Here is a 15802-nt window from a genome sequence, read left to right on the forward strand (position 1 = left end):
TTTATTGCAGCAAACTAAAATCTAAATGTTTTCTATCCAAATCAGTATTTTTAACTTTTACCGTTACTTCATCACCCAATTGGTACATATTTTTAGTAGACTGTCCCACCAAGGCATATTGCTTTTCATCAAAGATATAATAATCGTCTTTTATATCACGAGTTCTTACCATTCCTTCGCATTTATTTTCAATAATTTCTACATAAATACCCCATTCTGTAACGCCAGAAATAACACCTACAAATTCTTGATCTTGATGATCTTGCATGTATTTAATTTGCATGTATTTGATAGAATCTCTTTCTGCTTTGGTGGCTAAATATTCCATTTCAGAAGAATGTTTACATTTCTCTTCGTATTCTTCAATTTTAGGCGATGGTTTTCCATCCAAATAATTTTGCAACAAACGATGTGCCATTACATCAGGATATCGTCTAATTGGCGAAGTAAAATGAGAATAATGATCAAAAGCCAAACCGTAATGTCCAATATTATTGGTGGTATATTCTGCTTTACTCATAGAGCGAATGGTTAAAGTTTCAATCATATTTGATTCACCTTTTCCATGCACATCTGTTAATAATTTGTTCAAACTATCAGAGGTCGTTTTTCTTGATTTTAAATCAATGCTATACCCAAATTTATTAATGATTCCTTGCAAAGCCATTAACTTGTCTACATTAGGTTCATCGTGAACTCGATAAACAAACGTATTTTTCGACGGTCGACCACCTTTGATACTGACAAACTCAGAAACTTTTCTGTTGGCCAACAACATAAATTCTTCAATTAATTTATTGGCATCTTTAGATTCTTTAAAGAAAACTCCTAAAGGATTCGCCTCTTCATCTAAATTAAATTTCACTTCTACTCTATCAAAAGTAATGGCACCGTCTTTTAAACGTTTCTTACGCATTATTTTTGCTAAAGTATCCATCTTCAACACTGCATTTACAACAGCTTCAGAAACCTCATAAGAACCTTCTCTAATAGAAATATCTTCTGGTACAGTTGCTTTGGTATTTTCTTTTCCTTCTTCAATAATTACCTGGGCTTCTTCATACGCAAAACGTTCATCAGAATAGGTAACGGTTCTACCATACCATTCGTTGACCAATTGTGCTTTTTCATTCAATTCAAAAACTGCTGAAAAAGTTAATTTTTCTTCGTGTGGACGCAAAGAACAAACACCGTTTGATAATTTTTCTGGCAACATAGGAACGACACGATCTACCAAATACACGGAAGTGGCTCTTTCATACGCTTCTTTTTCCATTTCAGAATCTAAAGCCAAATAATGAGAAACATCGGCAATATGAATTCCTATTTCGTAATTTCCATTTTCTAAGACCTTGTATGACAAAGCATCATCAAAATCTTTTGCATCTTTTGGATCTATGGTAAAAGTCAAATCTTTACGCATGTCTCTACGTTTCGAAATTTCTTCTTCCGTAATGGTCGTATCTAAATCTTCTGCTTCTTTTTCTACATGCGCTGGAAACTCAATAGGCAAACCATATTCAGCTAAAATACTGTGAATCTCTGTATTATGATCTCCTGGTAATCCTAAGATTTGTGAAATTTTACCAAAAGGATTTTTTGAATTTTGTGGCCAATCTGTTAAAGTAGCAATTACTTTTTCACCATCCACAGCACCATTCAATTCATCTTTTGGAATAAAAATATCTGTGTACATTTTGTTATTATCTGGCACAACAAAACCAAAGTTTTTACTGACTTGTAAAACGCCAACAAATTCAGTTTTAGCGCGTTCTATAATTTCAACAACATCTCCTTCTTTTTTAGAACTTCTACGTTTGTCGTATACATACACTTTTACGGTGTCTTTATCCAAACCTCTGTTTACGTTGATAGATGGAATAAATACATCTTTTTCAAAATCGTCACAGATAAAATAAGCGTTTCCGCTAGATGTTAAATCTAACGTTCCTGTATAATAATTTTTATTTTCTACCAGTATGTATTTTCCTCTTTCTACTTCTTCTAACTTCCCCTGACCTTTTAAGTCTTCTAGCTTTTTAATTACTTGCGACCTTCCAATAGCATCAGTTAGTTCAAGTTTACCAGCAATTTGTTTGTAGTTAAATATTTTATTTGGATTCTTTCCAAACACTTTTAAAATTTTACTTGTCAATTCTCTAACTACGTTACCTTTCTTTTTATAAATTTTCTTTTTTGGCATTTACCTAATTTTATTATTTCTTAAAAGTACGGATAAAGTTATTCTATATAGATTACGAAGTATTAATATTTTGTAATCTTTAACGCTTTGGATGTGAAGAAGTGCTCAACTATTATTTCTGTTGAACTTAATTATCCGTCTTTTTGTGACTGCAAAGCTACATTATTTATTTTTAGTACACTTTTTTATAAAACACAAGCTACTTATTTAAGAAAAGAATTATGGTAAGCTTCCTCAATTCTACAATTTCAAAAGTTGACTTAGTTATAAACATATATAATATATATACTATTCTTCTTTTAAAATTTAAAAAAACAATAATGGTATATTATAGGGTGTGAATAAGTACCATAACTTTGTAAATTATTATTAGGATTTGTTACTTATTGCTACTTAATAAACAGCTATTAACATTTTATGAGTTATTTAATTGCTTTATTTCTAGACAGAAAAGGGTACTTATTAACAAGTCGATGAAAAGTAGTGTTTACTTTAAATTCTATGTAAAATTACTTCTGTTCAGTATTAACAAGTATGTTTATTATTGTTAATAACTAGAAGTTATTTTATTGAAAATAAATTTGCGTATGTGTTACCCTTCGCTGTATTGTTTTTTTAGTTTTAATAAGCAAATTTAGTTGTTGTTTTTTTACCGCTATTTGTTAACATTTAGATAATATAGCTAATCTGTTTAAAACTAAGGAGTTTTACAAAAGTTGTTAGAAAGCCTGTTAATAGCGGGGCTTATTGTAAATATTTCCTTTTTTTTAAAAGTTACCAAATTGTTAATAGATTCAATGATAAAGGTTTAGCTAGTTGAAATTGTTCATAAGTCTACCTAAACAGAAAAGAGAATTTTAACCAAGCGTTTTCGATCTAGATTTTTTAAAATAACAGCAGTATTTATGATAAAAGTACCGTATAAAACCAATATAGTATTACTTAGTTATTAGAACAGCTGTTGATAAGCTTATTTTTAAAATAAAATAGGTATAAATACTCATTAGTGGGTATTGTTACGGCTGTGTATAACTTGTATTTTTGATTTTTTAAGACGAAACTAAAAGATTAAAAATAATAACTATGAAAATTTTAAAATTCGCAACTTTTTTATTGTTAATAACTGTTTTAAGCTGTTCAAAATCAAGTGATAAAATTGAGATAACACCTGTAAAAGATGGAGAAACCTTTGTTTTTAATGGTGGAGCTACTTTTAAATATGAAGTCAATTTAATTTCTACAGATACTATTCCTTTTCAAGAAGAAAGTATTGAGGCAGAATTAAACGGAGAAAAAATTCAAATTAATAAAGTTGATGATGTTACTTGGGGCTATGCTATTGCAAATGTTACTGCCAGTAGTTCGGTGGTAGATTTGACTTTTAAAATTGGCCAGGATACCTATATTATCAATCATGTGATTAATGAAATTGTTTTGGATGATACGCCAGAGGAAATAAGTAATACTTATTTTGATAAAGTTGAAGTTGCAAAATCAGAAATTACGGAAGCTAGTACTGTGGCAGAAGTTTCTAAATTATCAGACATTTTTGATGATATATGGAGCAAAGCAACAGAGCAAGAAAAAAAGGAGTTTGCAGAATTTTATACGGTAAATAAAGAAATGTTTGCCAATTTAATAAATCCTTCTTCCGCAGAAAATAAATCGAAAGAATCGGTAGTTTACCTTCAAAACAAAACAAGTATTAGTGAAAGTAATAAGCTGGCATTGCTATTTGCAGGTTCTGTATTTACCTTGGGTACCTCTATACAAGCCGGAGTTAGAAGTGTAGCGAATCCATTGGCGGCAGCAGCCTTTGTAGTAGCGGCAGTTATTTCATTTAAAGTTGCTGTAAGAGCTTGGAATGCTTATTCTACTTTGCAATTGGAATTGATAGAAGCACATTTTGAAAATTCTCAAAATAAATCGAAAACAGCTTCGAAAACCAATGCCGATAACATTCAAAATGAAGGGCAAAACAAATCTTATGGTATACATCTAACCTTGAGTAATATTTCAGAAAATTCGGAAATTCCGATCATGGCCAAAGTTTGGTCTAATTATAAAAGTTTGCAAGGAATTACGGAAAAAATAAATTCTGTCATTGCTTTTGTAAATGATTACAATCCTTTTAGCGATATTCCGAGTCTTGATTATCCTAGTGCACCTCCAGTTTTAAAAGATACAAGACCAATAACGGAAGAAGAATATAACGCGTTAACGATTTCTAATAACAGTTCTAAATTAAAGCAAACAGCAAGTTATTCAGGAGGTGGAATTTCTTTAAAATTCGATAAAAAAAAAGGAGAAGATTATTCGGATCTTCAAAAAGTGAGTGTGGGTGTTAGTGTTGCTTTGAACTCAGAATTCGGAAATGTGAATGCTTCCATGTCCGTAGATGTATTATTGAAAGATTGTAACGATGATTTTGGAGGTGATGCTTTTATGTCGGAATGTGATATTTGTGTGGAAGGAAAAACAGGAAAAACTGAAGAAGAAGCCTGTAAAGAAAATCCACTTTTTGGTAGTTGGCAAGCAATTAGTTACAACGGAAAATCTATGGGAACATTGACTGAGGAACTTTATAATGAAGAATGTGATGTATACCTGAATACACATGCTTTGAATTCGTCTTTAATGACTATTTCGGAAGAAGATTTTTCAGTAACAGAAAATCGAACTGTTTATAATGTAACATACAGTTCTGATGGTGAAACAAATGAAGTTGATTGTGAATCTATTGTGAAAACTCCTGAAACATCAAACTATTCTGTAAATTTAAAACTTAAGGATTTTACCCAAGAAGGCAGCTCTAATGTTTATAAAAATGTAACCACTTATAGTGATGGTCAAGTGAGTACTTTAGAAATTGTGTTACTAAGTGATACAAGTCTTAGATTTACTAACTATCATAAAGATACAGATGGTATTACGCGTAATGCTTATAGTTTATTGTATAGCAAAAAATAATATACAGTTACAAGGATTGATTGGTGAACATTTTTATTCAGTAGCATGCTATTTAAACTAAAAGGTAGAATTTTAGTGCTTGTTTTGACAACTCCTGTCATTTATTGTACTTTTGCCAAATAAAATATTTATACAATAAAAATGACAATAGCAATAGGAAATGATCATGCGGGTCCAGATTATAAATCGGCAATCGTAGAAGTATTAGAAAGTAAAGGAATTACGGTAACTAATTACGGTACAGATAGTTTTGATAGTGTTGATTATCCTGATTTTGCACACAAAGTTGCTGGGGCTGTGGATACAAAACAAGTAGATTTAGGAATCTTAATTTGTGGTAGTGCAAATGGAGTAGCTATGACTGCAAATAAATATGCAAATGTACGTGCTGGTTTGTGTTGGACTAAAGAAATTGTAGAGTTGATCAAACAACACAACAACGCAAATGTTTTGTGTATTCCTGCGCGTTATACATCTATACCACAAGCAGTAGCTATGGTTGAAACTTTTTTAAACACTGAATTTGAAGGAGGTCGCCACCAAAATAGAGTTGATAAAATTAGCTGTAGTTAATACACTATAATGCGATTAATAAAATAAAAAGAGAACCTAATTTAGGTTCTCTTTTTTGTTTGTTCTTTTAGCAAAAAAAAGGAATTACCAATGAAAGTAATTCCTTTACAAACAACCTTGAGACCAACCAAGTCTCAAAAAAACTAAAACTATATAAAATCCATCTTTCCGAAAGATTTATTCAATATTTTTTCATCATCTACCTCCATCCAATTTTCTAAAACGGTGGCATAAATATCTCTAAAATCTACTTTGTATTTTAAATCCCCATTTTTATCTAAGTCGGCTAAATTGGGTTGTTCATTGTAAAAACCTTGTTTTTTTAAGTTTTTTCCAATAATAAATAAATTATTTGCCGTTCCATGATCTGTTCCCTGCGAACCGTTTTGTTTTACTCTTCGTCCAAATTCAGAAAAAGTCACAATCAAAGTATCTTTAAACGTATCGTTTTGTTCTAAATCTTTGACAAACATTTCCATAGATTTACTGTATATATCTAACAATTTATCTTGTCGCCCTTCTTGTGCGTAATGTGTATCAAAACCACCCATAGTCACATAATATACTTTGGATTCTACATTAGAATTGATAAATTCTGCCGTCGTTTTTAATTGTTTTCCAAAAGCATTGCTAGGATAAGAAATGCTACTTTTAAAGGTTTTGGACTTATTGTATATATGAGTTGCTGAAGAATTCGCTTCAATCATAGTTTTATACAAATAACCCAAGTTATGTTCACTTAAATGCTCGTCTTCTTGTGTTTTAAGCACTTTTTTAAAGAAAGGTGTATTGGTGGTGTAAAATAATGTTTTTGCGTTCTGAGTGGCAATCCCATTCATTTTCTCCCCTTTCATGATAAGCGACAAACTATCATCTACTTCAATACCGGTATATGGAAATTTTCCATAAGTATCAATATAACGACCCAACCAACCTGTAGATAAATATTCATCAGCATTACTTGCTGTATGCCAAATATCTGTCGATCTGAAATGAGATCTGTTAGGATTTGGATATCCTACATTGTTAATAATAGACAAATATCCTTGATCGTATAAATTTTTTAAAGGTCCTAAATTTTTATGAAAACCTAAGTCATCACTAATTTTTAAAACGTCTTCTTTTTTAATTGCCAATCGAGGTCTTTCTTTATAATAAATATCGTTTCTGTAAGGAATAATTGTGTTTAAACCATCATTTCCTCCAGCCAATTGTACAATCACCAATTTTTTAAATCCTAAAGATTTTTTGGCAACATTTTCAAAAGCTTTGACAAAGCTTGGTACCATAAACGCACTGCTGGCTAAGGCACTATTTTTTAAAAATTCTCTTCTTTCCATGGAGTTGTATTTAACAAAGTTGGTATTCAGGAATAGACATAAGTTGAATGCAATAGTCTTTCAATTTATCAATCTGTAAATTGGCAAGCATGGCATCAGTATCCACATCAATTTTGCTTATAAGTAGCGTACTTTTTAAATCTTTTTCTTCCGATTTAGAATAATTTTTTTCAAAATGATCCCAATCAACAGTTACTTTTAAATAACCTTTTCCTTTTCTTTTTTGGTAGAATTCTTCAAATGTACCCTCAATATCTCCTTTTTCTATTAAACTAATTTGTGCATTGTTTAATAGCATGGAAGGTAGTTTTAATCGGAACATTAAAGTATTGGAATCAATCCAGCTCTTTCCTCCTTTCCAACCAGCAACATTTACGGGTTTCAACAATATTTGTCCCATCATTTTTTGAAGGTATACTTGTTGTTTGTAATTTTTAAATTTAAATGGCACAACTTTATGAATTCCTACAAGTAATTCAATAGGCGATTTTATTTTAACGCCAATATTATTTTCATCATAAAACCAATCGGAATTAAAAATATGAAACATCAATTTTTTAATGTCGTAATCTTTATAAAATAAGTCGGTAATTTCTGCTAAATTTTCTTCATCAATAACAGGGTTAACAAAGTATTTGTAGACTTTGGTACAAATAAATTTGGCACATTGTTTTTGTTCTAAAATGATATCTATAATATCATTACCATCAAATTTTCCTGTTTTACCAAAAAAGGTTTTGTTGCCAAAATCATGTTGTTTTCTTGAAAATATAAATTCACCATTTCTTTTAGAATTCCAACCCGTAAAAGCCCTAGCCGATTCTTTGATATCATTTTCCGTATAATTCCCTGCTCCTAAAGTGAATAATTCCATCAATTCACGCGCAAAATTTTCGTTCGGTTTTCCTTTTTTATTTTGTTTGTTATTTAGGTATCTGATCATAGAAGCCTCATGCGAAATTGCTTTTACAAACTGACCAAAATTGCCTAATGCATGTTTTCTTAAGGTGTTATTGTAGTTTTGAATACTCCAGGTATTGTTGTCGGCACATACAAATACATTCGCCCAAAAAAGCGTCATTTTTTCTCGTAACAAAGCTTCTGAAGTAGCCATTTTTTGAATCCAAGCTTGGTTCAATTCAATGCCTTTTTCACGTAAATATTTTTGCTCCTTTCTTCTTTGATCGGTCGTTTTATTCTTGACTTTTTTAAAACTATCTGTCAATGATTTTTCATATTCAGATAAGTCAACTGCAAGGTCCTTACTTTTTTCTGAAGCAGAGAAGAGTTTTTTTAGGATGGTTTTTCTTGATTTTTTCTTGATTTTATTCAAATCTTCAAAACCAATTCCAAAACCTGCTCGCCAATAAAGATGCTGTATTTCTTTTTTATCCATGAAGATTTCGAGGTTTAGTTCTTTTAATAGACTTTACGAAATCGAAATAGTTTAATTATATAGGAAGGTTTATTTTTTGCAAGTGCCTTCTAAATGACAAGCTTGATTTCTTTTTACAAAAACTACCCGTTTGTGTATTAATTGGTTAACTTCGTAAACACATTAAAATAGAACTTAGTAAGAACAACAAAGCCTTTCGATTTAATTAAAAAAAGAAAGGCTTTATTGAAAATAGAATTCGTTATTTATTGCTGATTTAACTGCTGTAAAAAATTATAATATTGTGTATTATTAGGATACAATTGCACCAATTTCATGGTCACATTTTTGGCTTTATCTAGCTGCCCATTTTTCTGATATAAATATGCCAAAGCATACAATAAATTTTCTTCATTAGGGGCAATTTTCAAACCTCTAATTAAGGCATCTTCTGCCATGGTATAATTTTGAATACCATCATATAACAAACTTAAATTATAATACACTCTAGTGTTTTCAGACATGTATTTAGTTGCCAATTCCATTTGTACAATTGCCTCTTTGTTTCGCTTTAATTCTGCCAATAACAAAGCGTATGAATAATAGGTAGCACCATAAGCGGGTTCTTGTTCAATAATGGTTTTAAAGGCTTTTTCTGCTTTGTCAAACTCCCTATTTCTATAATATAAATTAGCCAAATTGGTACGTACAATATTATTTATTGGGTCAATAGAAAGTGCACTCTCGTAATATTTAATTCCCCCTTTTAAATCGCCTTGTTTGATCAAATAGTTGGCTCTATTTACACGACCTCCTACAAAATCAGAGGTAATTTTTAAATAGGTTTCAAACTCTACCGCTACTTTTTTATAAAGCTCTAAATAATCATCAGGTATCTGACTTTCCTTTACGCTACCTAAGGCGTTAAAAGCTTTTACCCGAACTACTCTTTTAGGGTCTTTTAACAAAGGAATAAAATAGTTTAAATATTCGGGTCTATTTATTTCATTTAAGGCATCTACAGTACTTGCACGCACCATGGCAGAGTCGTCATTTAAAAATGAAAGTAATTCTTTTACCGTAGCCTGTGTTCTATAAGCACCCAAGCCAATAACTGCCGATGCTCTGGCGATTTCTGGTTGTGTAGTGTCTTTTGCCAATTGTCTATAAGAAGCTTCAGCATTTGGTGCATTGGTAATACCAGGAGCTAAAAGTTCTGAAAAATGCGTGTAATCTGGTTTTCCGTGTTGCTCAATAAATTTTGCTTCCGCCCATGTATCGTCTTTGTCTTTATGACAACCTGTACACGCATTTGGCGTTCCATATTTTACACTTAAATCGGGTCTAGGAATTCTAAAACTATGATCGCGTCTAAAATCATTCCCCATATAAAATTTACCTGGCATATGGCAGTTGATACACAAAGCACCTTCTGTTCCATTTTTATGAAAATGATGTTTTTCAGTATCATAAGTTTCTTTGATATGACATTGAGTACACAATTTATTTCCTTCAAATTTACGTTCTAAAGTATGCGCATCATGACAGTTGGTACAGGTAACATTGTTATGATACATTTTACTTTGTACAAAAGATCCGTAAACATAATCTTCATCTAAAATTTGACCATCTGCATGGTAAATTGGTGAGGTAATTAGTTGCGGATAATAATGATCTAATAGGGTTCCTTCAAAATTAAATTTTTCAGAAATTTGTTCTCTTCGCATATGACATCGAGCACATTGATCTACCAATTCTTTTGGTTTTGTTTCCAAAGTCATTTGCATGGTCCCCGTATTTCGGTAATTATCTCCTTGGGTAGCTACATCAGAAACATGTTGTTTTCCTGGGCCATGGCACGCTTCACAACTCACATTAATAATAGCAAATTTGGTATCGTAACTGTGGGTTTCTTGGTCGTAATTTTTACGAACATTGGTTGAGTGACAATCGGCACACATATTGTTCCAATTCAAACCACCTCTTGACCAGTGCAACCATTCAGAATGCACCACTTTAAAGTCTGGATACAAATCGAACCAAATATTTTTTTTGCTGTCCCAAGCCGTACGCAAACATTGGTAATGGCCATCAGGAAATTTTACGATATACTGTTGCAAAGGTGTAATTCCGAAAACATATTCAATTTTGTAATCGTGATTTTTTCCATCTGGGCCTTCTGTATTGGCAAAGAATTCTCCGTTTTTTTCAAAGAATCTAGAGTGCACACCTTGGCTAAAAAATTTCTCTCCTTTAAAATCGGCAAGTATGGTTTCTCTAGTGGCAATGTCCATGGATTTGTCATGATGAGATCCCTCCCATTTTTCAAACTGATTTTCATGACATTCTTTACATTTTTTATCGCCTAAAAAATGCGCATCAGGTATTTGTTTTGTTGATGAAAAAATAGGCCTTTCTTCACTTTTAGGAATTGCTTTGTAGGTTTCTTTCTTTTCTGTTTGACAGGAAAGTAAAAAAAGAAATAAGATTCCTAATAAACTGCTATATTTTAACTTCAACTGATGCATACTAAACGTTTTTTAGCCTTTCGACTATGAGTTTTTTTAATGATGAAAAATAGCCATCATTTATTTTGCACAACGGAAACCTGTATTGAATAACGAAGTATCTATTGAATTTTTGGCTCTAAAAGTAGTGGTAAAACTTTTTTCTAAAGCTTGGTCAAACATAAAAGCACCACCTCTAGTTGTTTTAAAATTTGGATCTTTTGGATCTGGTCGTGCAGCTCCAGGATAGGATTCAAAAGTGTTTTCACACCATTGCCAAACATTACCTGCCATATCGCTTAAGCCAGCAGGCGTTTCACCATAATGTCCAACCGGTGAAGTTAGTTTGTAACCATCTTCTATTTTGGCATCTTGCACAGTTGCTCCTTGCCAAACATTGGCTTGGTGTTTTCCGTTTACTAAAACAGTTTCTCCCCAAGGGTAGGTAGAATTACCTCCATTTTTTGCAGCAAATTCCCATTCAAATTCTGTAGGTAATCTTTTTCCTACCCAATTAGCATAGGCTTTGGCATCATTCCAACTTACATGTGTTACGGGGTGATTGTCTATAGATTTTGCTTCTGTTTCTCCTAATGGATACTCCCAAGTTGCACCAGGCATCAAAGTCCATTGACCTTGGTCAAATAAAAAGACACCAGAATCTCCAAATTTTTCAGCTTCTGTTTTATAATTTGTTGCTTCTACAAAAGTTCTAAATTCAGCAACAGTTACTAAGTTTTTGTCTAAATAAAAAGGAGCAATTTCTTTTTCAAAAGCGGGTTTTTCTATAGCAGTTCCTTTGTCGCTACCAATCGTAATTTTACCTCCTTTAAAATGAACCATATTTGAAGTATCTGCTTTTACAGGTGTAGGAGCTACAGAAGGTGCTTGTTCAACTTTTGTTGGCACGGCTTCTTTTTTTGTTTTTTCTTTACAAGAAATGACAGAGGCTACTAAGGCAACTGTTATAATAATATGTTTCATAAATTGCTTTTAAATAATAAGACTACAATATTACTAGATTTATTTTAAAAGCCTCCTGATTTAACTCATGAAAATGTATTTCTCTGTCCCAATTTAGTGCCTTAAAATGTATTTCTGCCAAAAAGTATAAATACCCGCTAAAATTAAATGCAAAGTGTATCTTTGAATTTCATAAAATAATTCTCTTTTTTTAAAAGAAATTTTCAAAATTTAACTCGCTATTAATGAATGATTTTTTACTTTATTTTAAGTTAGGCCTAACACATGTTTTAGATTTTAAAGCCTACGATCATATTTTATTTTTGTTAGTATTAGTGGTTCCCTATACTGCAAAACAATGGAAAGAATTGCTTTATTTGGTGAGTATTTTTACGGTTGGGCATACCTTAACATTGGCTTTGGCCGCTTATAAAATTTTGGAAGTAAACGTTGGACTTATTGAATTTTTAATTCCTTTTACCATTTTTGTAACCGCGCTATTAAATATATTTTTTGGACTCAACTCTAAAGCAAGTACAAAATTAAAAATGGTGTGTACCTTTTGTTTTGGTTGGGTGCACGGACTAGGGTTTTCATATTATTTACAAATGCTGTTGGCAGACACCGATTCAAAATTAATTCCTTTGGTAGAATTTGCCTTAGGTATTGAAGGTGCTCAAGTGCTAATTGCTGTGGTCATGTTGCTTTTATTTGCCTTATTGCATTTAATTTTTAAAGTAACAAAAAGAGATTGGATTTTGGTTTGTTCCGCAATTGTGGTAGGAATTGTTATTCCGATGATGGAAGAAAGATTTGATGCATTTTTGAAAATAATAACATCTTAAGAAAAATTAAAATGTATAAGAAGGTCTCCTTGAGCGGAGTCGAGAGCTTGAGCTATAAAAAATTATTAAGATAAAAATAGAATTCAGGTTGTTTGTAGGTTGTATTTAGAATTACGACTTTTGATAACGATAAATAAGAAATAATTGCCATTTATATGAAAGCAAAAAAACAATTAAAATACGATACCGCTTATATCAACATGGCTTTTGAATGGGGTAAATTATCACATTGCAAAAGAAAACAGGTTGGGGCGTTAATCGTAAAAGGAAGAATGATTATTTCTGATGGTTTTAATGGGGCGCCTACGGGGTTCGACAATTGTTGTGAAAATGATTCAGGAGAAACAAAATGGATGGTGTTACATGCCGAAGCAAATGCGATTTTAAAAGTTGCCGCGTCTACACAGTCGTCAAAAGGAGCTACTTTGTACATCACCTTATCTCCTTGTAGAGATTGTAGTAAACTAATTTTACAAGCGGGGATTACCAGAGTCGTTTATGCACGTGCTTATAAAGATTTATCGGGAGTAGATTTTCTTTTACAAGCAGGAATTGAAGTAATACATTTAGAAGGATATGCTGAATAATAAAAATAATTTGCCCTTATTATTAGGGATAGCCGTCGCTTTTGGAATTGCTTTGGGTTCGTTTTTTAATTTTGAAAACGGAGTGTCCAATTATTTTGTAAGCAATCAAACCGACAGCAAGCTTGGTAAATTGCTGCAGTTTATTGAACAAGATTATGTTGATGAAGTAAATACCGATGCGTTATTAGACGATGTTATCAAAGGAATTGTCGATAAATTAGATCCGCATTCTGTGTATTTTCCAAAAGAAGATTTTTTGGCGAGTCATGAAAATATGCAAGGAAATTTTGAAGGAATCGGCGTGCAGTTTTTTATGAACAATGATTCTTTGGTGGTGACAAAAGTCATTAAAGGTGGCCCAAGTGAAAAGGCAGGTGTTTTGGCTGGAGATCGAATTTTATTGGCCAATAAAGACACACTTTACAATAAAAATTTACAAAGTAGAGATATTGTAAAAATTTTAAAAGGACCTGCAGACACCAAAGTTGATTTAGAAATTTTTAGAAGGCAAACCCAAGAAATACTTCATATTCCTATTGTTAGAAATAAAGTGGATATTTTAAGTGTTGAAGTCGCCTATATGCTAACCGATAGTTTGGGGTATTTAAAATTAGACCGCTTTGCCATGACATCCTATGATGAATTCAAACATAATTTGGGAGATTTACAACAACAAGGAGCTAAAAATTTGGTGTTAGATTTACGTCAAAATGGAGGTGGATTTATTCATGTGGCCAATGCTATTATTGATGAATTTTTAAAAGAAGGAAAACTCATTGTTTTTACTGAAAATAACAAAGGAAGAATTGAAGAATCTTTTGCAACAGCCAAAGGAAGTTTTCAAGAAGGAAACGTATATGTTTTAATTGATGAAGGTTCTGCTTCTGCAAGTGAAATTTTAGCCGGTGCCTTACAAGATAACGACAAAGGTGTTATTGTAGGTAGAAGATCTTTTGGAAAAGGATTGGTTCAACAAGAACGAGACTTAGGAGATGGCTCTGCGGTTCGATTGACCATTGCTCGCTATTTTACACCAACAGGTAGATCTATTCAAAAACCCTATAATTTAGACGATAACTATTCCTATTCTTTAGATCATCAGAATCGAATTTTAAGTGGAGAATTACTTTCGAAAGACAGTATAAAAGTGGTGGATTCTTTAAAGTATACAACACCAAAAGGAAAGGTTGTTTATGGCGGTGGAGGAATTATTCCTGATGTTTTTGTAGCCATTGACACCACAGCTTATTTAGAAAATTTTTATTTCAACAGTCTTAATAATTTTACTTTTGAATATGCCGATAAGCATCGTAAGAAAATGGAAGCGTTAAGTTTTGAAGATTTCAATGCGTCATTTGATGCAAATGATGAAGTGCTTAAAGAATATTTAAAGTATATAAAATTAGACAAGCCGGTTCCTGCTGAAAAAAAGAAACTGGTAAAGCATTATTTAAAAGCCTTGGTTGCCAGACAAGCTTATGATGAGGTGGCATTTTATAAAATCAATCAAAAGCAAGACAAAATGATTGAGAAAGTTTTGGAATTGGAAAAGCAATAAAAACCACAAAGCGAGTGCTTCTTTTTAGAAGTAGTATGCAGAGATTCCAAAATTGTATCTTTGTCGAACACAAAAATTAATACATTGACCGCACAAAAAATATATTTTGCTTCAGATCAACATTTTGGAGCACCGACAGCAGAAAAAAGCAAGGCTCGCGAAGAAAAATTTGTGCGTTGGTTGGATGTTATTAAAAAAGATGCCGATGTGTTATTTCTTCTCGGTGATTTATTTGATTTTTGGTTTGAATACAAAACAGTAGTCCCAAAAGGTTTTATACGGGTTTTAGGCAAGCTTGCTGAACTAAGAGACAGTGGCATAGAAATCCATTTTTTTGTAGGTAACCACGACCTTTGGATGCATGATTATTTTGAAAAAGAATTAAACATTCCGGTGTACCACGAACCTAAAGAATTTACCTTCCACGAAAAAACATTTTTAATTGGACATGGTGATGGATTAGGCCCAGGTGATTATGGTTACAAACGCATGAAAAAAGTATTTACAAGTTCTATTTGTAAATGGCTTTTTCGTTGGTTACATCCAGATATTGGGGTTGGACTGGCACAATATTTATCTGTAAAAAATAAATTAATTTCAGGAGATGAAGATGTTGTTTTTCTAGGAGAAGAAAATGAATGGCTGATCCAATATTCAAAAGAAGTATTAGAAACAAAACACTACAATTATTTTGTTTTTGGGCATCGTCATTTGCCAATGACCCTTGCAATAGGAGAAAATTCGGAATATGTAAATCTAGGCGATTGGATTTCTTATTTTACCTATGGAGAATTTGATGGAGAAAAGATGAAAGTACTTCCTTTTGAAGAAAGTAAATAATGCTATAAAGTAAAAGCCAGTGAAATTTCACTGGCTTTTGT

General features: G+C 32.0%; 11 protein-coding genes. 6 read left to right on the forward strand and 5 right to left on the reverse strand.

The features are described 5' to 3' along the window. Nucleotide 1: 1 nt before the first annotated feature. Nucleotides 2-2203: a ribonuclease R gene (rnr, locus tag FGM02_RS05240; RefSeq protein WP_139957260.1), complete on the reverse strand. Its 2202-nt coding sequence runs from the start codon at nt 2201-2203 to the stop codon at nt 2-4. Between the two features lie 1083 nt (nt 2204-3286). On the opposite strand from rnr, the gene FGM02_RS05245 reads away from it, so the two are divergent. Both FGM02_RS05245 and rpiB read left to right on the forward strand, forming a co-directional pair. Beyond that, on the forward strand, nt 3287-5173 hold the full coding sequence (locus FGM02_RS05245; RefSeq protein WP_139957261.1) for a hypothetical protein: 1887 nt from the start codon (nt 3287-3289) through the stop codon (nt 5171-5173). Nucleotides 5174-5314: 141 nt separating this feature from the next. Continuing rightward, nucleotides 5315-5746, forward strand: a complete 432-nt coding sequence (rpiB, locus tag FGM02_RS05250; RefSeq protein ID WP_139957262.1) for a ribose 5-phosphate isomerase B — start codon at nt 5315-5317, stop codon at nt 5744-5746. 149 nt (nt 5747-5895) lie between these two features. Here rpiB and FGM02_RS05255 read toward each other — a convergent pair whose 3' ends face one another. From FGM02_RS05255 to FGM02_RS05270, 4 genes are all read right to left on the reverse strand, one after another. Beyond that, nucleotides 5896-7086 carry a DUF1501 domain-containing protein gene (locus FGM02_RS05255; protein WP_139957263.1) on the reverse strand — a complete coding sequence of 397 codons (1191 nt, stop codon included), beginning with the start codon at nt 7084-7086 and terminating at the stop codon, nt 5896-5898. A gap of 10 nt (nt 7087-7096) precedes the next feature. Beyond that, nucleotides 7097-8482 (reverse strand): DUF1800 domain-containing protein, encoded by a 1386-nt coding sequence (locus FGM02_RS05260; protein WP_139957264.1) that lies wholly within the window; start codon nt 8480-8482, stop codon nt 7097-7099. A gap of 245 nt (nt 8483-8727) precedes the next feature. After that, nucleotides 8728-10989: a tetratricopeptide repeat protein gene (locus FGM02_RS05265; protein ID WP_139957265.1), complete on the reverse strand. Its 2262-nt coding sequence runs from the start codon at nt 10987-10989 to the stop codon at nt 8728-8730. A 60-nt stretch (nt 10990-11049) separates the two neighbouring features. Then, a complete protein-coding gene (locus FGM02_RS05270) occupies nt 11050-11952 on the reverse strand; it encodes a formylglycine-generating enzyme family protein (RefSeq protein ID WP_139957266.1) in 903 nt (300 codons plus the stop codon). 224 nt (nt 11953-12176) lie between these two features. On the opposite strand from FGM02_RS05270, the gene FGM02_RS05275 reads away from it, so the two are divergent. The 4 genes from FGM02_RS05275 to FGM02_RS05290 all read left to right on the forward strand — a co-directional run bounded on the left by FGM02_RS05275 (nt 12177) and on the right by FGM02_RS05290 (nt 15761). Then, the gene (locus tag FGM02_RS05275; protein WP_139957267.1) at nt 12177-12776 is read left to right on the forward strand and encodes a HupE/UreJ family protein; all 600 of its coding nucleotides are present in this window, start codon (nt 12177-12179) and stop codon (nt 12774-12776) included. Nucleotides 12777-12931: 155 nt separating this feature from the next. Beyond that, nucleotides 12932-13363 carry a deoxycytidylate deaminase gene (locus tag FGM02_RS05280; RefSeq protein WP_139957268.1) on the forward strand — a complete coding sequence of 144 codons (432 nt, stop codon included), beginning with the start codon at nt 12932-12934 and terminating at the stop codon, nt 13361-13363. Further along, a complete protein-coding gene (locus FGM02_RS05285; protein WP_139957269.1) occupies nt 13353-14921 on the forward strand; it encodes a S41 family peptidase in 1569 nt (522 codons plus the stop codon). Before FGM02_RS05280 ends, FGM02_RS05285 begins: the two co-directional genes overlap by 11 nt. Nucleotides 14922-15005: 84 nt before the next feature. Beyond that, nucleotides 15006-15761: a UDP-2,3-diacylglucosamine diphosphatase gene (locus tag FGM02_RS05290; protein WP_394344434.1), complete on the forward strand. Its 756-nt coding sequence runs from the start codon at nt 15006-15008 to the stop codon at nt 15759-15761. Nucleotides 15762-15802: the final 41 nt, after the last annotated feature.

This window comes from Flavicella sediminum (assembly GCF_006381105.1).
Classification (GTDB): Bacteria; Bacteroidota; Bacteroidia; order Flavobacteriales; family Flavobacteriaceae; genus Flavicella; species Flavicella sediminum.

What these genes read in the sequence shown, in the direction of transcription:
- FGM02_RS05285 (WP_139957269.1), top strand. Translation starts at nt 13,353, where the DNA reads ATGCTGAATAATAAAAATAATTTGCCCTTATTATTAGGGATAGCCGTC.
- FGM02_RS05265 (WP_139957265.1), bottom strand. Translation starts at nt 10,989, where the DNA reads ATGCATCAGTTGAAGTTAAAATATAGCAGTTTATTAGGAATCTTATTT.
- FGM02_RS05260 (WP_139957264.1), bottom strand. Translation starts at nt 8,482, where the DNA reads ATGGATAAAAAAGAAATACAGCATCTTTATTGGCGAGCAGGTTTTGGA.
- FGM02_RS05280 (WP_139957268.1), top strand. Translation starts at nt 12,932, where the DNA reads ATGAAAGCAAAAAAACAATTAAAATACGATACCGCTTATATCAACATG.
- FGM02_RS05255 (WP_139957263.1), bottom strand. Translation starts at nt 7,086, where the DNA reads ATGGAAAGAAGAGAATTTTTAAAAAATAGTGCCTTAGCCAGCAGTGCG.
- FGM02_RS05270 (WP_139957266.1), bottom strand. Translation starts at nt 11,952, where the DNA reads ATGAAACATATTATTATAACAGTTGCCTTAGTAGCCTCTGTCATTTCT.
- rpiB (WP_139957262.1), top strand. Translation starts at nt 5,315, where the DNA reads ATGACAATAGCAATAGGAAATGATCATGCGGGTCCAGATTATAAATCG.
- FGM02_RS05245 (WP_139957261.1), top strand. Translation starts at nt 3,287, where the DNA reads ATGAAAATTTTAAAATTCGCAACTTTTTTATTGTTAATAACTGTTTTA.
- rnr (WP_139957260.1), bottom strand. Translation starts at nt 2,203, where the DNA reads ATGCCAAAAAAGAAAATTTATAAAAAGAAAGGTAACGTAGTTAGAGAA.
- FGM02_RS05275 (WP_139957267.1), top strand. Translation starts at nt 12,177, where the DNA reads ATGAATGATTTTTTACTTTATTTTAAGTTAGGCCTAACACATGTTTTA.